Source organism: Cochleicola gelatinilyticus, from assembly GCF_001637325.1.
Classification (GTDB): Bacteria; Bacteroidota; Bacteroidia; order Flavobacteriales; family Flavobacteriaceae; genus Cochleicola; species Cochleicola gelatinilyticus.
This window is the reverse complement of record NZ_LRXL01000026.1, coordinates 954,036-972,015: the sequence shown is the minus strand read 5'-3', so window position 1 is coordinate 972,015 and position 17,980 is coordinate 954,036. Positions and strand designations below refer to the sequence as shown.

Here is a 17,980-nt window from a genome sequence, read left to right as displayed (position 1 = left end):
TTTTAAGTGCTTACTTTTGAAAGAACAAAGGTAACCGCTTACCTTTTAATTCATGAATCTCTAGCACTTTTAACGAATGCATAACAGAATCCTTATCCTCTTATTTTCAGGCCTTATTCTTACTGCCTGTAAAAACAACACTGCAACAGAGCCGCTCACATTTTCTTCGGAAAGTGTTACCGAAAGCGACCTCCCATCTTGTAAGAATGAAGACTGCCCTAAAATAACGTTGAATTACGAATTAGCAGCAGGAGATTCTAGCACGTCTGAAGCGATAAATAAAACATTAGAAAAACATATTATCGCATCATTGCAATTAGGCGATGATGTTATTACCGCAAAGACGATTCCGGCTGCTATGGAATATTTTGTAAGCCGATATAGAAAAGACAAAGAAAAATTTCCCGATACTACTTTCGAATATGAAGCTAAAGTGGATCTCTCAAAACTCGCTCAATTAGAAAAGCTTGTGAGTTTTGAGTTACAATCGTATCAGTTCGCTGGGGGAGCCCACGGATATCAAGCCACCACGTTTCTAAACTTCAACACAGAAACAGGAACCCTCTTATCTCGCAGCGAATTATTTAAAAATGAAAAAGAATTTAAAACCTTTGCCGAAACCAAGTTTAAGGAAGCGAATAATATTGCTGTCAATGAAAACATCAATTCAACAGGTTTTTGGTTCGAAGACGACACATTTTTCTTACCCGACACAATAGGATTCACAGAAGATAACCTTATTCTTTATTACAACCAATATGACATTGCTAGTTACGCCGATGGTCCCATCGAGTTAGAAATCCCAAGAAAAGAAGCCGAAGCTTTTTTAGTATATTAAACGAGCTTACGAAGTGCTAATACATATCCTAAATGGATTCCTTCGTGAAAATTATTAAATTGCGAAGCTTCCTCCACATTAGTAAGTGTAGATTTTGTTGTGACTGTATATTCTTTATAAGTTTTAAATAATCCTGCTTTATAATCTGTAACGGTTTGCTCTAACGTTTCAAATAATTGAGTTTCTAAAATACGTACATCTTCTATCGAAATATCTCCCAATGGCTCTGTTCCTTTGCGGTATTTTGTAATCTCAACGTCCGATACTTGCATGGGCAAATTTGATAGTCCGTAAACAAGTAGTTGCTGAGTTACAACCACATGTTTAATATTCCAGAAAATATTGTTTTTAAATCCTTCAGGAATGGTATTAAGTTGTTCTAAAGAGAGTTCTTTCAGAAAATTTTTGAATATAATACGAGTTTTTAAAGTGGTATCTAAAGTAAAATCCATAGCAGCTATTTTCAACTAAAAGTAGCTATTTTCAGAAGTAAAGAAGGTATTTTTGTATAGAAATGAACCAGAAATTCTGAAATCATGCAAAAAATTTATTACCTCTCCACCTGCGATACCTGTAAACGCATTATGGATGAAATTGAAATTCCACAATCTTTTATTAAACAGGATATTAAAACGCAAGGTATTACTGAAGAAGAATTAGAAGAACTTTTTAATCTTTCTGAAAGCTATGAAGCGCTCTTTAGCAAACGTGCTAAACTGTATAAAGAACGGAATTTAAAAGATAAAGAATTATTAGAGGAGGATTACAGAAACCTTATTCTAGAACATTATACTTTTTTAAAGCGCCCAGTAATTGTAAATAATGATGAGATCTTTATAGGAAATAGTAAAAAAACGGTTGAAGCTGCTAAAGCTTCAATCCATAATAACTAATGAATCCTCGAGTTATTGCCCTCCTCGCCGCAACGGCAGCAAGTACTATATATGGTATAAATCACACCATCGCTAAAGGCTTAATGCCAGATGTAATTGGTCCATACGGATTTATTTTATTGCGTGTTGTAGGTGCTGGAATTATTTTCTGGATCCTGAGTTTCTTTCTGCCTTCAGAAAAAATTGAACGAAAGGATTGGTTGCGAATTATTGGTTGTGCCTTTTTCGGAATGGTACTTAATATGCTTATGTTCTTTAAAGGACTAAGCCTATCTACCCCAATAAACAGCTCGGTAGTGATCACATTATCTCCAGTATTATTATTAATTCTATCTGCCGTATTTCTAAAAGAAAAAATTACTTGGTTAAAATCGGTAGGCATCGGATTGGGATTGCTGGGCGCCTTGGCTTTAATTCTTTTTGGAGCTAAAACACAGCCCAACGCTCCCAACATACCGTTAGGAAACATGTTGTTTATCGTTAATGCTGCCTCCTACTCGGTATACCTCATCATGGTAAAACCGTTGGTTGCAAAATATTCATCGATTACCTTAATGAAATTCTTTTTTCTATTTGCTATCGTAATGAACCTCCCAGTGGGCTGGGCAGAATTTAGCGCAGTAAATTGGGGAGCACTTTCCTTCGAATCGGTTTGGCAACTCGCGTTTGTCGTCGTGGGAACCACCGTGCTTACGTACCTTTTTAATATTTATGCCTTAAAACAATTAAGTCCGTCGACCATTGGAGCCTTCATTTACCTCCAGCCATTAATCGCTGCTCTGTTTGCAATTTTTATTGGTGCCGATCAACTTACCCCATTACGAATGGGTGCCGCAGCACTAATTTTCTTTGGAGTGTATCTTTCTTCAAGGAAACCAAAACGAAAATTAACTCCTGTTTCTTATGACGAGTGATGGGAAACTTACTTCGGAAAAACCTCTAACACAGCTGTTTCACTCCCTTAAAATTAGACACTGGAAAGCAGCAATTTCTCATGTTCAAAAATTACCCTACGGAAGAAATTCTAATCGGGAAAACATATCGTTAGTACTTACAGAACAACAAGGAACCTGCAGTTCGAAACACGCACTTTTAAAACAACTTGCAGACGAAAATAACATTCCTAATGTTCAACTTGTGCTAGCGTTATATCGCATGACTGAAGCAAATACCCCTGGCATCGCCCCCATTTTAAGCCAACATGCGCTTTCGCACCTTCCAGAAGCCCATTGTTATTTAAAAATTGGAGGAGTTGTGGTAGATATTACTTCAGAAGAAACAAATTTTAAAAAGCTTCAGAAGGACCTTATTTCAGAACTACTAATTGCGCCATATCAGGTTTCAGCATTTAAAATAGACTATCACCAATCGTACCTTCATACATGGCTTGCTTCCGAAGCTACACATCCTTATTCATTTAAAGAGTTATGGGCTATTAGGGAATTATGCATTCAACAATTAACACGCTCATAATCTAATCTTTACATTTTATTACTTAAAGTTTTGTACCTTGAACAAGTCTTTTTTTCTAAGGCATGATCTAAACAATGTAAAACTTTTAACCTCTCTAAAAATGAATACTCAAGAAATCGCAAACAACCTTGTAGCATGGTGCAATAGCGGCCAAGAAGCTCGTTGCTACCAAGAATTATATAGTCCGAATATCGTAAGTATAGAACCTCATGGAGACAACCAAGTAGCCGAAGGCATGAAAGCTGTTGAAAAAAAAGGTGAATGGTGGCGTGAAAATTTTGAAGTTCACAGTACGGAGACTAGCGCCCCAGTGGTTGCCGAAAATTGGTTTAGCGTACGTCATAATATGGATGTAACACATAAACCCAGCGGACAACGCTCTCAAATGTCTGAGCTTGGAGTATATCAAGTAGCAGATGGAAAAATAGTTAAAGAGCAGTTTTTTTACGACGCTGAATAGAGCGAATTACTTTTTAAAGCCAACGAATTAATTAAACAATTGTGTAAAAATTCGTTGGCCTTATTTTAAAAACACTATTTATCCGCAGGCACTTGACCGAAACGGCGGGTGTCTTCTTTTGTAAGTGTTCTAAAATCACTTGTTTTAGGAACATTCGCCATGTTTTGAAGCAACTCTTCTGGAAGTCCTGTAAGTTTTCTGGTTTTTAGGTCGATCCATGCACCCATCATTTCGCAACGGCCAAAATTCTTGCCGTTGGCATCGTAGAAATTATGCACAAATTCGAAATACATTCCATCCTCACTAAGCCCTTTAACTTCTAAGGACACTTCTACGGGTTTGCCAGGAAACACCTCTTTGAAATAATACATATGTTCATAAAATACGACGGGACCAATCGTATATTTTGCCATAGTTTGGTGTCCAAAACCTTTTTCAGATAGATATGCCATACGAGTATGACTCATAAAATTAATATAGGCGCTATTTGCTAAGTGTCGGTTTGCGTCGATATCGCTCCAACGGATATCAAATTCTTTTACATACATACAAGTTCGGTATTTGGTTGTTTTATAAAGTCTGTGATTGTTTCGATCGTGTCTTTTCCGATAAGGTTATGCCCTTGGCCATCGGTAAAGAAAGTTTTTATATTTTTTTTCTTCGGAATTAAACGTTCTATTGGTTCAAATTTGGTTATGCCATCCTGCCTGTCATGAACTACGAGTACCGGTTTTTCTATTTTTTCGAAAAAAGATTGCATGGTTAATTCACTTGAAGGAATTTTTAAAACAGTATTTACTTTATGAAGTAGATTGGCAAAAGCCCTTTTTCCGAGTGGGAGTGCTTCTTTAAAATAAACAAAAATCGCATCCATCCCCGAAGGTGCTCCCATAATAACATAATTTTGTATTGGAATTTTAGGGTCGTTTAAATACATATATGCACCAACCAAACTTCCTAACGAATGACAAACAAGAGTTTCTACTGGACCAATCTCAGAAATTACAGCAGCAGCAGCTTGACGGTATTTTTCTATGTTTAAAAATTTTCCTTCTGACCGTCCGTGAGCAGGAGCATCGACCGAGTACACCGTAAATTGTGTAAGATCTAGAGAGTCTATATAAATTTTCCATCGATACGAATAGCTCATCCATCCATGAAGAAAAACTATTTTTTTAGGTCCGTTACCCCAAGTATGAACGGCTACTTTATTTTCTTCAACAGCAATAAATTTTGTCTTGGCTGTGTCTAGAAATTTATTTCCTTCGCTCGAAATAGCCATGGGTTTAACTTTACACAATTGACGAAACATTTGTTCTTGATTTATTCTTGGAAATAAATAAGCCGTTGTTGTAAAATAAGCTCCTGCTAGTCTTGGTATCATCTTCTTCATAACTTCTTTAATTAAATAGCTATCATTTCTATCACATTTCGAAGGTGATCTATGGTATAATGAATCGATTTTTTATCCCGTTCTAAACGACTCATCATGACCCCACCTTCTAATACAGCAACGATCACCGTACTATAATGTCGAATATTTATTCCGTTTTCTACCTGGCCATTCTTAATTCCGTTTTCTATAATTTTCGAAACCGAATCTTTTAACTGTCCCAACATTTGTTCTACTTGTAATCTCAATTGCGGATTGGTATCGTCTGTTTCTACTGCGGCATTCATGAGTGGACAACCTCCTTCGTATAAAGGACTATCCATATAATTTTCAAAAAAGGAGAAAATAGCTTCAAATTTTGTTTTAAAAGTTTTTGCTGCTCGTATTTGGGCTCCTATTTCGTCGAACATTAAACTGCCTAGTCGCTGCAATGCATGTTTTTCTAAATCATCTTTATTCACAAAATGACGATAGATTGCTCCTTTTGTAAGACCAGTAGCTTTAGTAATATCACTAATAGAAGTTGCCTTGTACCCTTGTGTATTAAAAAGATTGGCACTTTCTAATATGATGTTATTTCTTGTGATCTCGGAATTTCGCATATACAAAGATACCAATCGGTATCTTAACTGCAAAACATCCCAAGAAGATCTCTGTAAGATGTGTCTGGTGTTTCAAAAAAAAGTACTTTTGCGTCTTCATAAAAACCCTTATCGTTAAGGTATTTTGATCTTATAAATATGCCTTTAATAACTTCCCCTTACCGGGCTAAAGGATTGTTTAAAAATCCGCATTTCAGTACAATCTATTCGGCTAAATTGCGACCTACTCCTCCCATTGTGCAAAAAAGGGAACGGTTAGAGTTACCCGATACCGATTTTTTAGATATCGATTGGTCTTTTTCTAAAACCAAGAGTAACAAATTAGCAATATTGCTTCATGGTTTAGAAGGAAGTGCAAGTCGCGCGTATATTAAAGGGCAGGCTAAGGCACTTTTAGACGATGGTTGGGATGTAGCCGCTATGAATCACAGAGGGTGTAGTGGCGAGGAGAACCGATTGTTTTTATCGTATAATAGTGGGAGAACCGATGACTTGCATTTTTTAATTACACAGGTTTTAAAAAAGAATGTTTATACTAAAATTGCACTTATTGGTTTCAGTTTAGGGGGAAATCTAGTGCTTAAATATCTGGGCGAACGGCAAACGCTTCCGAAGGAAATCTATAAAGGAATTGCAATTTCAGCACCGCTAAGCTTAAAAGGTTCTCTGCAATCTTTAGAAAAGCGAAAAAACTGGGTTTACCGAAATTCATTTCTTCTAAATCTTCGGGCCAAATACAAACGTAAAATGGAACATCACCCCGATAAGATGACGGCTTCAGAATTAAAACAAATTAATTCGTTATTACAGTTCGACACCCTATATACTGCACCGGCACACGGATTTAAAGACGCATACGATTATTACGAAAAAAGTAGCAGTCTCCAGTATCTAAATTCGATTACAACACCAGTCCTAATTTTAAACGCATTAAATGATACTTTTTTGTCACCAGAATGTTATCCCTACGACTTGGCGAAAAACTCCAAATTCGTTTATTTAGAAACTCCTAAATATGGTGGTCACGTAGCTTTTCATGTTTCTAATTCTTTGTATTATTCTGAAAAAAGAACCGTGACGTTTTTAAATACGTCCCACTAAATAAATTGTAACATAGAAAAGATCTTAATTTCTTAGGCACGAACGCGGTTCGATTCTTCATTCTGAAACTGAATTGTGTACCTTTGCACTTCTAAAATAGTACTATGATTCAATCAATGACCGGTTATGGGAAGGCTGTAATTCAATTGCCTTCAAAAAAAATATCTATAGAAATTAAGTCGTTAAACAGTAAAAGCCTTGACCTTAACGCAAGGGTTCCCTCTACATATCGTGAAAAAGAGCTGCAGATGCGTAATAAATTGGCAAAGTCTTTAATGCGCGGAAAAATAGATTTTAGCTTGTACATTGAAACAAATGGGGATGCGATTAGCACCCAAGTAAATGAAGAGGTGGTTGCTGCGTATATGAAGCAATTAGGAAATGTAGCCGATGGAGATCCTGTCGATCTTTTAAAAATGGCCATTCGCATGCCAGACGCATTAAAAACTGAACGTGAAGAAATAGACGAAACAGAATTTAAAGCGATCCTAGAAGGAATAGACGAGGCGTTAGAAGCCATTAACAAGTACCGATCTGATGAAGGTGCAGTTTTAAAAGCTGATTTTGAAAAACGCATTCATAAAATTGCCGCACTACTTGAAGCGGTTATCGAAGTAGACCCTCAACGAATCGCCAATGTGAAAGAGCGACTTAATAAAGCTTTAAGCGACCTAAAAGAGAAAGTAGATGAGAATCGTTTCGAGCAAGAATTAATCTACTATCTTGAAAAATATGATATTACAGAAGAAAAAGTTCGGCTTCAAAATCACTTAGAATACTTTTTAGAATCGCTTTCTTCTAAAGATAGCAACGGTAAGAAACTAGGCTTTATTACACAAGAAATAGGAAGAGAGATCAACACCATTGGAAGCAAATCGAACTTTGCAGAAATGCAACAATTGGTCGTTCAAATGAAGGATGAGTTAGAAAAAATTAAAGAACAAGCGTTAAATGTATTGTAATGAAAGGAGGAAAATTAATCGTTTTTTCGGCACCTTCCGGAAGTGGTAAAACAACCATTGTTCAATATTTACTAGCACGGGAAGCGTTAAATCTAGACTTCTCTATCTCTGCGACATCCAGAGACCCACGTGGTGACGAAGCACATGGTAAAGATTACTATTTTATCACACTCAAAGATTTTAAACAACATATTAAAAACGACGAATTTTTAGAGTGGGAAGAAGTATATCGGGATAATTTCTACGGAACTCTTAAAACCGAAGTAGAACGTATATGGGCAAAAGGAAAAAATGTAATCTTCGATATCGATGTTGTTGGTGGACTGCGTATTAAAAAAAAATATCCAGATCGTACCTTGGCTGTTTTTGTTAAACCTCCCAGTGTAGATGAATTAAAACGAAGACTCAAAAAACGTAAAACCGAGAGCGAAGAACGTATCAACATGCGTATTGCAAAAGCATCTGTAGAACTTGCAACAGCACCACAGTTCGATTTTATTATCGAAAACAATGACCTTTCAACAGCATTAGCAGAAGCGGACGAATTGGTTTCAAATTTTATCGCAAACGGTCACGAAAGCAAAAAAGAATAATGGCTTCGGAAAAAAAAATAGGACTCTACTTCGGAACTTTTAATCCCATTCATTCTGGACATCTCACCATTGCCAACTATATGGTAGAATATAGTGACCTGGATGAAGTGTGGATGGTTGTTACGCCTCATAATCCACATAAGAAAAAAAAGACCTTGCTCGATGATAATCACCGTTTATCAATGGTTCGAATTGCCTTAGAAGAATACCCAAAATTAAAGGCAAGTAATATCGAATTTGGGCTCCCACAACCTAATTACACTGTGAATACGCTGGCGCATTTAGAAGAAAAATTTCCCAATAAGCAATTTTGTTTAATTATGGGAGAAGATAATTTAAAAGGATTTCACAAATGGAAAAATTACGAGGTGATTTTAAAACGTTATCCTATATACGTATATCCAAGAATTTCTGAAGGTGTTGTAGACCATCAGTTCTATTCTGAAGGAAAACTTCATCCTTCCATTACGAAAGTAGATGCACCAATCATGGAACTTTCTTCTACCTTTATTCGGAAAGCAATTTCTGAAGGTAAAAACATTCGCCCTATGCTTCCGTTCGAAGTTTGGAAGTATTTGGATGAAATGAATTTTTACAAATAGTGTTAATTAGAAACCGCCCCGACAACATAAAGCTGTGGAGCGGTTTCAACTAACCAACCAAAAAAAATCGTTGTATTTTAAAAGTTGCTGATCTTCACCATTTGTTTTTCAATCGTGGCTTTAGACTCACGCAATTTATTAGTTCCTTTATATTGAATAAATCCTTTACCTCTAAAGCGATATACCGTTCCTGAAGCATTGTGATATAATTCTATCGTTCTATCATCGAGAACGTCTAATTCAAAATATTCATTGCCTAGATAGTCATAATCTAACGTTAAATATTTTCTATAATTCGTTCCAGGTACATTGTCTATATTATAAATTCCTGTATAATCCCAATAAATATTTTCTATATGAGTTCCCTTAGGATCCTGCGAGCTTTGAAAATTTCCGTCCCCACCGCCTGGCAGAAATTGTACAAAATTTTCATTGTCAAATTCGTTTATTGCACCATATTCACTGGTATAAATTTTTTCCCATGTAATATACTCTTGTAAGAAATAATGTATGTTATCATAAAAAACGAGGTCATAATCGAACGAATTACGCTGATATCCTACCAGTACATATGAAAGATTGGAACTTGTATCGTACAATCGTATTTCATTAGATGAAAGTTGATCAACTTCAAACCTATAATATCCATTTACATCGTGCGAAATTTCTAATTCATAGTTAAAAGTATCGTAATAACCGATAGTGCTTCCAAAGCCATTTCCTGCATCTCCTATTCCCACCAAATTATTATTTGCGAATAGATTACCGTTGCGGAAAGACACCGTAAATGCTGTTTGTAGGAAAGGGATATATCCATTACCTCGTGTACGCTCTATATCAACGTACCAAAGTTCGTAGTTAGACATTAATTCTCCTAATGTAATAGTTGGCTCTGGATCTACATAAGTTTCTTCCACAACTGCTTCCGAATAACACGAACTAAATAACACAATACTTAGTGCAAGTAGCGATATTTTTTTTAGAGTTTTCATAAGCCAAAATTTTTAGGATTTCTATATCTGAAATTTCAAAAGCCATGCCAAAAATATAAATCATTGTTTTTTAGTGTTTTAGAGCGTATTTTTCAATTGTGGAAAACCTTCAATTCTTTTAAAAAAATAAATTTAATTGCGTTTTTATAATTCTAAACATTGAGAAAGGACTGTAAACACTTGAATTTTGACTATCTCAATTTTAAATATTCCTCATTTTATTTGCTTATTTTTGAAAATACACTAAATAGATTTTATGACGAACAATCCAAAATTTGCTGTTTTCGGAGGAGGAAGTTGGGCGACTGCCATTGTAAAAATGCTCTGTGAAAATTTAGACGAAGTGGGTTGGTATATGAGAAGTGTCTATGCACTTGAACATCTTAAAAAACAGCAACACAATCCGAACTACCTTAGTTCTGTAGAATTTAATCTGGAACAACTTAAGCTTAGCAACGACATTAACGAAATGGTCGAGTATGCTGATTACCTTGTTTTTGTGATTCCTTCTGCCTTTTTACATTCAGAATTGGAAAAACTTACAGCATCTTTAGACGATAAAGTTATTTTTTCTGCAATTAAAGGAATTGTTCCAGAAACGAGCCTTATAGTAGGCGATCATTTTAATACACATCTTAATGTTCCTTTTAATAATATTGGAGTAATCTCAGGCCCCTGTCATGCCGAAGAAGTTGCTTTAGAGCGTCTTTCCTATTTAACGATTGCATCGGCCGATGATGCAAAAGCAAAGCTAGTCGCAAAAGTGTTGAGTAGTGATTATATAAACTGCACCACAAGCGATGATGTTATAGGAACAGAGTATGCAGCCATGCTAAAAAATATTTATGCCGTAGCTGCTGGAATTGCACATGGATTAGGGTATGGTGACAATTTTCAAAGCGTGTTGATGAGTAATGCGATTCGCGAAATGAAAAAATATGTAAAGAAAGTACATAAAATGAAACGAGATATTAACGATTCTGCATATTTAGGGGATTTGCTCGTTACAGGATATTCAGTGTTTAGCCGCAACAGGATGTTCGGAAACATGATTGGTAAAGGCTATACTGTAAAAAGTGCACAGCTTGAAATGAGTATGATCGCAGAAGGATATTACGCTACAAAAAGTGCCTATAATTTAAATCAAGCTAAAGGAAAGAAAAAAGCAAAAACACCGATTATTACAGCGGTGTATGACATTTTATACGAAAACAAAGATCCTAAAAAAATCTTTAAGAAATTATCTGAAAAACTGGATTAGAACTAAGTTTTAGTGGAGTATGTTCCCTTCGGAATCGAACTCAACATCCATGTTTTTCCCTTTTTGTTTAAACTCAACATCGTAAAAAACTCCTTTTGAAGCACTTTCAACACGTTCTACTTCGGTGATCTCACGATCGGGATACAATTCCTTTATTTTATCTTTAATAGCTTGAGGAAGCTCTGAATCTTTAATGCTGTTTTCGGTTTCAATCCAATCCCCATTCGGTTTAAAGTCAGCCCTGTATTTTTCGCCTTTTTTCTTAAAATTTGCCTCCCAGTTTCCGTGGGCATCTGTATGCCAGTCGGGATCGTTTTCGCCAGGATATTTTTCCTGAAAAGTTTGTTTAACTGCTTCAGGTGTACTTTCTGAATTTTGACAACTTCCGAAGGAAATAGCGGTTATAAAAAAAAGAATAGATAAAGTAAGTTTCATGTTTGAAGTGTATTCCGTAAAACTACAGGAATAGTAACACTAAGGGTCTAAAGAGTATCATAAGGTTTTCTATATAAAATACTAAACCCAATATAAAACACTTAATTAACGCGCCAGCACCCCATCTTTGTTCATCACAGGAAGCGATACTGTGTTCTCTTTCATGATTGAGTTTGCGGGAAGCTCAAATCGTTTGTCGAACATAGTGTTTCCTATAAAATAGGTAATGGTAAAAAAATTATCTAGGCGAAAAACACTTTCATCTAAAAATTCAATTTTCGCATATCCTTTGGCTGGCACAACTTTAATGGTATGTCGCATGGGAGCTGTCATGTCTTTATCGTCGTATCCTTGTGACACAATAAGCACGGTTTCAATAGCTTCAGAACCGTCATTAATAAGGTAGACATTCCAGTCGTGTGTATTGAAATCTTCATTAAAATCTAATACGGCAGCAACATACACATCTTTTACTTCTGGTATTTTAATGTCTTTCCGCATGACTTAGTCGTCTTTTCTGTTCTTCCAAGTGATCCAAAGACCTAGTAGAGCGATCACAAAAATGACTAAGAAAATACTTCCTATTGCAATCTCTATAACAGCCATTACAAAGGTAAGATACCCTACAATAAGTAGCGCAATAACCAATAGGGCAATGATGAGGTATTTTTTCATAATAGTAAATTTAGTAAGCGCTTTTAAATTGTTCTAAAAAACGAATATCATTTTCACTGAACATGCGAATATCGGGGATTTGGTGCAAGAGTAGTGCAATACGATCGATTCCCATTCCGAAAGCAAAACCTGAATATTCGGTAGCATCGATTCCACAATTTTCTAACACATTTGGATCTACCATTCCGCATCCCATAATCTCTAGCCAACCAGTTCCCTTGGTCATTTTATAATCGGTTTCTGTCTCTAAGCCCCAATACACATCAACCTCGGCACTTGGCTCTGTAAAAGGAAAATAAGAAGGTCGCAAGCGAATCTCAGATTTTCCGAACATTTCGGTAGTAAAATATTGTAATGTTTGTTTAAGGTCGGCAAAGCTCACTCCTTTATCCACATACAGCCCTTCTACCTGGTGGAAAAAGCAATGCGATCGCGCCGAAATTGCTTCATTTCGATAGACACGTCCAGGAGAAATAGTTCTAATAGGAGGTTTATTGTTTTCCATATAACGCACCTGCACAGAAGATGTATGAGTACGGAGCAATACATCGGGGTCTTTTTCTACAAAGAAGGTATCCTGCATGTCTCTTGCGGGATGGTATTCAGGTAGGTTTAATGCTGTGAAGTTATGCCAGTCATCTTCGATCTCTGGTCCTTCAGAAACATTAAAGCCAATGCGTGAAAAAATCTCGATAATGCGATTCTTAACTATAGAAATGGGGTGTCTTGATCCTAGTTCAAGCGGTTCTCCTGGACGGGAAAGATCTCCATAAACGCCTTTAGATTCTTCCTTGCTTTCAACGCCTTCTTTTAATGCAGCTACTTTTTCTTCAGCTGCGGTTTTAAGAGCGTTGATGGTCTGACCGAATTCTTTTTTCTGGTCGTTAGGGACATTTTTAAATTCAGAAAAGAATTCTTTCAGCAGTCCTTTTGAGCCCAAATATTTAATCCGGAAGTTCTCAATATCTTCTTTTGTAGTGGCTGAAAATTTTTCAACCTCGTCAATATGTTTTTTAATCGTATCGATCATAATACTATCGTACTTATAGTTTCAATGGCAAAATTACGCAAACTCAGATAAAGACAATCTTTCTAAATTTTGGAATTTTTAATTATTTTTTTGGCCTTTATCCAATTACTTCATTCTCTAAAAAGTACTGCACGATTGCTTCTTTCATAAGAACACTTTGCTCACCTGCTTTTAAAGGTGGTAATTGTTCCAGAATTTTATAATGAGGCCAACCGGCATCGTCGAAATATTCAAATTCGTAATATCCAAACGGTTCTAACAATCTACAAATAGCAATATGCATTAGATTAATTTTCTCGTCTTTTTTAAATTTTCGGTGTAGTTGCCCTAATTCCTGTACTCCTATAAGATAGATAATTGCATCTAAATCTAGTCTGTCTCCATCTGCAAAGCGGTTGCTAAGCAACAATACTACCTCTTCCCATTGTTTTTTTAATACTTCGTCTCTAGCCATTTTCTAAATAAAACGCAAAGATACATTTTAAAAATTCTGAAGAGATACTTCTACCTTGAAAGCTGCTAAACATTCATTTTATGAGAAATACTATCTTTACGCTAAACTAACATTTATGGAGACAGTAGATATTATTTTAGGCGTGATTATTTTAATTGCTTTTTACCTTGGCTTTAAAAAGGGGTTATTTGTTACGCTAGCTTCTTTAATTGCGTTAATCTCAGGGGTTTATGGCGCCATTTATTTTTCTGGATATGCAGCTGAGTTTCTCTCAGATCGTTTTGACTGGAGTGAGCAAACTACCCAGCTTGCTGCCTTTGCCGTTACTTTTGTTGTGATAGTTTTTGTGATTTCTTTAGCTGGAAAATTCCTCACTAAGCTTGCTGATTTCGCAGCATTGGGAATTATAAATAAGTTATTAGGAGGAGTATTTAATGCAATAAAGTATGTTTTTATTGTAAGTGTAATTTTTATGTTTGTAAATGCATCTGAAAATTATTCGATCGTTCCTCAAGAACAACGCGACAATTCTGTTTTGTACTATCCAGTAGCTTCAGTAGCACCTATTCTTATTCCACATATTCTTAAAGAAGTGGAAGATCTAAATGATCCTGAAGAAGAAACGAACCCAGAAACTGAAACGCCTTCAGAAACAATATAAAATTAAAAAATCCGTACTGTTTTGGAAACAATACGGATTTTTCAAAAATTATAGTTACTCTATTAAACGATATCGTTTACATTTTCACGAATATAACTCATCGCTTCTTTAAACGAATTAAAAATTCGCTTTTCTGGAACTAGATCTGGTATAATATCGATACCTCTCATCATTGCGTTAGGTTGTGCTTGAACATTAACCAATATTGTTTTAATATTTCTTTGACTGTATTGCAATAAAATTTCCTCCATTGCAAACAATCCAGATTGATCCATGTAAGGCACTTTTCCCATTCGAATAATTACGTGGGTTGCAGTAACTGGGAGTCCACCTGCCAATTCTTGAAAATCGTTTGTGTTTCCAAAAAATAGAGGTCCGTCTAATCGTTTAATAAAGACTTCTTCCTTTAATTGGGTTGGAAAATTATCTTCATCGTTCCAAGGCAAACCTAATTCATCTGCATTCCCAAGAGGCACCATTTTGGATCGTGTAGCACTTACATCACCTATTTTCTTCATAAATATTAGGGATGCTAATACTAATCCAATACCTACCGCATACACCAAATTCCAAAATACCGAAAGTATAAGAACCACTAACAAAACGGCAATTTCCCCTTTCTGCATTTTTGGAATTGCCTTAAGACCTCGGTAATCCATTACACCTATTCCCACAGTTACAAGTATTCCTGCTAAAACTGCTGCTGGAATTTGCGATGCTACAGGGCCAAGTGCTAGTAGAATTATTAACAATAAAATTGCAGCAATCATTCCCGAAAGTTTCGTAGTTCCCCCAGAGTTAATATTCACCACCGTTCGAATGGTTGCTCCAGCTCCTGGAATTCCTCCAAAAATCGCTGCAACACTATTTCCAATACCTTGACCAATTAATTCTTGATTTGGCTTGTGTTTTGTTTTTGTCATATTATCTGCCACTACCGAGGTAAGCAATGAATCGATTGCTCCTAAAAACGAAAGGGTCAATGCAGTAAAAATATAGGGAGATATTTGTCCGAAACTAAAATTAGCAAAAATGTCTAAGTTCGGTAAGGGAAGTCCTCCTGGTATCTGTTCGATTGGGCGGTAATCTAAATTAAAAAAGATCGCTACGCACGAAACAACTACCAAAGCGACTAAGGTGCTAGGCACTTTTGTTGTAATCTTTTTAAATCCAAATATGATGAAGATGGTAGCGAATGCTAAAATAAATTCTAGCCAATTAATATTCTGTATTGCTTTAGGTAATACTTTTATTGACCCTAAAACTCCACTACTATTAGACTTAGCAAGTGTACGTGCTTCTTTATAAATTTCGTCGTTAGTGATTTTTTCAGCTCTACTTACCGTTTCCTTAAAGTCTTCTAAAACTAAAATTCCTTCCCCAGCTTCATCTTTTAAAATTTTGTCTAACAAAACTTCTTCCGCCTGCGGTTTAAATGTTTCCACGTACTCGTCATCTTCATTTGCATAATATCCTAATGCTGGAAGTATTTGAGTAATCAAAATGATCACACCAATTGCGGTCATAAAACCTGAAACTACAGGGTAGGGTATGTACTTAATATATTTTCCTAAACCTATTAATCCCAATACAATTTGGAACAGACCAGCTAATAAAAAAACTAATAAAATGTAGGGTAAAGCAGTAGCTACATCTCCATTATTAGCAGCTATGATTCCTGCAATTACAACCATAGAAACGGCTGTCATCGGAGCCGTTGGTCCTGATATCTGAGTGTTAGTTCCTCCAAAAAGAGAAGCAAAAAAACCAATAAATATAGCTCCATATAATCCAGCATCTGGACCTAAACCAGATTGCACCCCAAATGCAAGTGCGAGAGGAAGCGCTACAATTCCTGCTGTAATACCACCAAATAAATTTCCTCTTAAATTTGTAAATAAATTCTTCATAGACTTTTCAAAATATTCTTAAATGTACGATAAAAGTAGTTTTTATCAACCAAAACTTTATGTGTATAGCAATAAATAGTCAATAATTTAAAAAGGTCAGACCTTACGGACCGACCTTCCTTTAGAGCTAATTTTAATGTTGCAATATTTATGCGTCGATAAATTCTACCGCGCCAGAACCTACATCGTATACGGCACCAACAATTGTAATTGTCCCCTCCTCTTGCATCTCTTTTAAAACGGAACTTTGCTTTTTCATTTCATCCATAGTCATACGTACATTTTTATACACCACATCATTAACAAATGTTGTGTTGGCACTTGTCCGCTCCTCCGAGTTAGATGGTGAAGTAACTGCGTTTACAGCAGGTTTTATTTTAGATAATAATGGTGTAATATTTCCTAACTGGACATCATCACAGGCTCCTTTCACAGCACCACAACCAGTATGCCCCAAGACAACAACTGCCTTACTTCCTGCAACTTTACAACCATACTCTATACTTCCTAATAGGTCTTCATTCACAATGTTACCCGCCACTCGTGCGCTAAAAATATCTCCAATTCCTTGATCAAATACCAGTTCTACTGGGACTCTAGAATCAATACAACTAAGCACTACTGCAAAAGGCCATTGACCTCCCGAGGTATCTTTTACTTGGTTAAGCAAATCACGGTTTACTTGAGTACTATTTAGAAATCTTTTATTTCCTTCTTTCAATGCTTCTACAGCAGATTGAGGGGTATATTGATTTTGTGTTTCTTTCGTTTGTGCTTTCATTTTATTTTTTTCTTTTAATTAATATACAAAAAAAATTGCTTCTTACGCTTACTTAAGAGAGCAAAACGGGAACTTTCATAGTTTGTACTAAATCATTCAATTTTGAAATTGAAAAATCCCGATTATTACTACCAATTTTCGAATTACGATTAACTAGCAATAAGTTTATTTTACTCCTATTCATATAGCTAGAAATGGTCTGTAATGATTGATCGCTTTTTTCAAAAACATAAGAAACAATTTCCTGCTTCTTTTGTGCGGTCCTATCCTCATCTTCTTTAAAGCCGCTTGAAATTTCATAAGAGTGTATCGGAGCTTCAGAATTTTCAAGCAAGGTTTTAATGTAAGGGGATTTAGACTCAAGTGGAGTATTATCTAACACTCCAATCTTTAATTTAGACATTCCATTTAATACGACATCATGATCTGTCACCATTACCGTTCCCTGAAATTTTTTCAGAAGAAATGGAAGAATTTTATCTCCTATGAACCCAGGGCTTTTTGAAGCTTTTTTTCCAACAACTACAATGTCTGGATTTGTTTTACGAATATGTTTCTCAATTTCATTTTTTATATTCCCAAAAGTATGAAAATGATTTCCGCTTATATTCGAATTTCCAAAGACTTCGACTCCCATTTTTTTAAGCTCATTTTCAATAGTTACAAAATGATCTTTGATGTCTTTAACCGCAGAGAGGTTGCTATCCATCTTTACAATTTGAGTGGGTTTACGAACGTGAAACATTTCAATTTCAGCGTCTACAATTTCCGCTATTCTATTTGCGCTTTTAAGTACGTTTAGACTTCGATCATTTAAATCTAAAAGAACTAATACTTTACATTTTTTAATATGTTTCATAGGTA

24 protein-coding genes are annotated in these 17,980 nt (G+C 35.7%); 11 read left to right on the top strand and 13 right to left on the bottom strand.

The window, feature by feature from the left end:
- The first annotated feature begins 76 nt into the window (after nucleotides 1–76).
- Nucleotides 77–838 carry a DUF3298 and DUF4163 domain-containing protein gene (locus ULVI_RS06480; RefSeq protein ID WP_068590898.1) on the top strand — a complete coding sequence of 254 codons (762 nt, stop codon included), beginning with the start codon at nucleotides 77–79 and terminating at the stop codon, nucleotides 836–838.
- Here the strand turns inward: ULVI_RS06480 and ULVI_RS06475 are convergent.
- A complete protein-coding gene (locus tag ULVI_RS06475; protein WP_068590896.1) occupies nucleotides 835–1,290 on the bottom strand; it encodes a DinB family protein in 456 nt (151 codons plus the stop codon). The genes ULVI_RS06480 and ULVI_RS06475 overlap by 4 nt on opposite strands.
- An 84-nt stretch (nucleotides 1,291–1,374) precedes the next feature.
- On the opposite strand from ULVI_RS06475, the gene ULVI_RS06470 reads away from it, so the two are divergent.
- The 4 genes from ULVI_RS06470 (at nucleotide 1,375) to ULVI_RS06455 (ending at nucleotide 3,664) form a co-directional block, all read left to right on the top strand.
- Nucleotides 1,375–1,731, top strand: coding sequence for an arsenate reductase family protein (locus ULVI_RS06470; RefSeq protein ID WP_068590894.1), 357 nt, complete (start codon nucleotides 1,375–1,377; stop codon nucleotides 1,729–1,731).
- Nucleotides 1,731–2,645: a DMT family transporter gene (locus ULVI_RS06465; RefSeq protein ID WP_068590892.1), complete on the top strand. Its 915-nt coding sequence runs from the start codon at nucleotides 1,731–1,733 to the stop codon at nucleotides 2,643–2,645. Before ULVI_RS06470 ends, ULVI_RS06465 begins: the two co-directional genes overlap by 1 nt.
- Nucleotides 2,635–3,204 (top strand): hypothetical protein, encoded by a 570-nt coding sequence (locus ULVI_RS06460; RefSeq protein WP_068590891.1) that lies wholly within the window; start codon nucleotides 2,635–2,637, stop codon nucleotides 3,202–3,204. The genes ULVI_RS06465 and ULVI_RS06460 overlap by 11 nt, the downstream gene beginning before the upstream one ends.
- Nucleotides 3,205–3,304: 100 nt before the next feature.
- Nucleotides 3,305–3,664 (top strand): nuclear transport factor 2 family protein, encoded by a 360-nt coding sequence (locus ULVI_RS06455; protein ID WP_068590889.1) that lies wholly within the window; start codon nucleotides 3,305–3,307, stop codon nucleotides 3,662–3,664.
- 74 nt (nucleotides 3,665–3,738) lie between these two features.
- Here ULVI_RS06455 and ULVI_RS06450 read toward each other — a convergent pair whose 3' ends face one another.
- From ULVI_RS06450 to ULVI_RS06440, 3 genes are read right to left on the bottom strand one after another with little or no spacing between them, the layout of a single operon-like run.
- The gene (locus ULVI_RS06450; RefSeq protein ID WP_068590887.1) at nucleotides 3,739–4,212 is read right to left on the bottom strand and encodes an acyl-CoA thioesterase; all 474 of its coding nucleotides are present in this window, start codon (nucleotides 4,210–4,212) and stop codon (nucleotides 3,739–3,741) included.
- A complete protein-coding gene (locus ULVI_RS06445; RefSeq protein ID WP_082830792.1) occupies nucleotides 4,203–5,057 on the bottom strand; it encodes an alpha/beta fold hydrolase in 855 nt (284 codons plus the stop codon). Before ULVI_RS06445 ends, ULVI_RS06450 begins: the two co-directional genes overlap by 10 nt.
- An 11-nt stretch (nucleotides 5,058–5,068) precedes the next feature.
- Nucleotides 5,069–5,659 carry a TetR/AcrR family transcriptional regulator gene (locus tag ULVI_RS06440; protein WP_068590883.1) on the bottom strand — a complete coding sequence of 197 codons (591 nt, stop codon included), beginning with the start codon at nucleotides 5,657–5,659 and terminating at the stop codon, nucleotides 5,069–5,071.
- A gap of 138 nt (nucleotides 5,660–5,797) precedes the next feature.
- On the opposite strand from ULVI_RS06440, the gene ULVI_RS06435 reads away from it, so the two are divergent.
- From ULVI_RS06435 to nadD, 4 genes are all read left to right on the top strand, one after another.
- Nucleotides 5,798–6,760, top strand: coding sequence for a YheT family hydrolase (locus ULVI_RS06435; protein WP_068590880.1), 963 nt, complete (start codon nucleotides 5,798–5,800; stop codon nucleotides 6,758–6,760).
- Between the two features lie 104 nt (nucleotides 6,761–6,864).
- Nucleotides 6,865–7,722: a YicC/YloC family endoribonuclease gene (locus tag ULVI_RS06430; protein ID WP_068590878.1), complete on the top strand. Its 858-nt coding sequence runs from the start codon at nucleotides 6,865–6,867 to the stop codon at nucleotides 7,720–7,722.
- Complete coding sequence (gene gmk / locus ULVI_RS06425) at nucleotides 7,722–8,315, top strand: guanylate kinase (protein ID WP_068590876.1); 594 nt, start codon at nucleotides 7,722–7,724, stop codon at nucleotides 8,313–8,315. The genes ULVI_RS06430 and gmk overlap by 1 nt, the downstream gene beginning before the upstream one ends.
- Nucleotides 8,315–8,917: a nicotinate (nicotinamide) nucleotide adenylyltransferase gene (gene nadD / locus ULVI_RS06420; RefSeq protein WP_068590875.1), complete on the top strand. Its 603-nt coding sequence runs from the start codon at nucleotides 8,315–8,317 to the stop codon at nucleotides 8,915–8,917. The genes gmk and nadD overlap by 1 nt, the downstream gene beginning before the upstream one ends.
- Nucleotides 8,918–8,994: 77 nt before the next feature.
- On the opposite strand, the gene ULVI_RS06415 is transcribed toward nadD, so the two are convergent.
- Nucleotides 8,995–9,909: a nicotinic acid mononucleotide adenyltransferase gene (locus ULVI_RS06415; RefSeq protein ID WP_068590873.1), complete on the bottom strand. Its 915-nt coding sequence runs from the start codon at nucleotides 9,907–9,909 to the stop codon at nucleotides 8,995–8,997.
- A gap of 256 nt (nucleotides 9,910–10,165) precedes the next feature.
- On the opposite strand from ULVI_RS06415, the gene ULVI_RS06410 reads away from it, so the two are divergent.
- Nucleotides 10,166–11,170 carry an NAD(P)H-dependent glycerol-3-phosphate dehydrogenase gene (locus tag ULVI_RS06410; protein ID WP_068590871.1) on the top strand — a complete coding sequence of 335 codons (1,005 nt, stop codon included), beginning with the start codon at nucleotides 10,166–10,168 and terminating at the stop codon, nucleotides 11,168–11,170.
- Nucleotides 11,171–11,179: 9 nt separating this feature from the next.
- Here the strand turns inward: ULVI_RS06410 and ULVI_RS06405 are convergent, their stop codons facing one another.
- From ULVI_RS06405 to ULVI_RS06390, 5 genes are all read right to left on the bottom strand, one after another.
- Complete coding sequence (locus ULVI_RS06405; protein WP_068590869.1) at nucleotides 11,180–11,605, bottom strand: PepSY-like domain-containing protein; 426 nt, start codon at nucleotides 11,603–11,605, stop codon at nucleotides 11,180–11,182.
- Between the two features lie 105 nt (nucleotides 11,606–11,710).
- Nucleotides 11,711–12,106 (bottom strand): hypothetical protein, encoded by a 396-nt coding sequence (locus ULVI_RS06400; RefSeq protein ID WP_068590867.1) that lies wholly within the window; start codon nucleotides 12,104–12,106, stop codon nucleotides 11,711–11,713.
- A gap of 3 nt (nucleotides 12,107–12,109) precedes the next feature.
- Complete coding sequence (locus tag ULVI_RS15535) at nucleotides 12,110–12,280, bottom strand: hypothetical protein (RefSeq protein WP_197463482.1); 171 nt, start codon at nucleotides 12,278–12,280, stop codon at nucleotides 12,110–12,112.
- A gap of 10 nt (nucleotides 12,281–12,290) precedes the next feature.
- Nucleotides 12,291–13,310 (bottom strand): phenylalanine--tRNA ligase subunit alpha, encoded by a 1,020-nt coding sequence (pheS, locus tag ULVI_RS06395; RefSeq protein WP_068590865.1) that lies wholly within the window; start codon nucleotides 13,308–13,310, stop codon nucleotides 12,291–12,293.
- A 97-nt stretch (nucleotides 13,311–13,407) separates the two neighbouring features.
- Nucleotides 13,408–13,764, bottom strand: a complete 357-nt coding sequence (locus ULVI_RS06390; protein WP_068590863.1) for a hypothetical protein — start codon at nucleotides 13,762–13,764, stop codon at nucleotides 13,408–13,410.
- A gap of 115 nt (nucleotides 13,765–13,879) precedes the next feature.
- Here ULVI_RS06390 and ULVI_RS06385 point away from each other — a divergent pair, with 115 nt between their 5' ends.
- On the top strand, nucleotides 13,880–14,425 hold the full coding sequence (locus ULVI_RS06385) for a CvpA family protein (protein WP_068590861.1): 546 nt from the start codon (nucleotides 13,880–13,882) through the stop codon (nucleotides 14,423–14,425).
- A gap of 62 nt (nucleotides 14,426–14,487) precedes the next feature.
- On the opposite strand, the gene ULVI_RS06380 is transcribed toward ULVI_RS06385, so the two are convergent.
- The 3 genes from ULVI_RS06380 to ULVI_RS06370 form a co-directional block, all read right to left on the bottom strand.
- A complete protein-coding gene (locus ULVI_RS06380; protein ID WP_068590859.1) occupies nucleotides 14,488–16,335 on the bottom strand; it encodes a SulP family inorganic anion transporter in 1,848 nt (615 codons plus the stop codon).
- Nucleotides 16,336–16,483: 148 nt separating this feature from the next.
- Entirely contained in the window at nucleotides 16,484–17,116 is a 633-nt protein-coding gene (locus ULVI_RS06375; RefSeq protein ID WP_068590857.1) for a carbonic anhydrase family protein, read from the bottom strand.
- Between the two features lie 52 nt (nucleotides 17,117–17,168).
- Nucleotides 17,169–17,975, bottom strand: a complete 807-nt coding sequence (locus ULVI_RS06370) for a universal stress protein (RefSeq protein ID WP_068590855.1) — start codon at nucleotides 17,973–17,975, stop codon at nucleotides 17,169–17,171.
- Nucleotides 17,976–17,980: the final 5 nt, after the last annotated feature.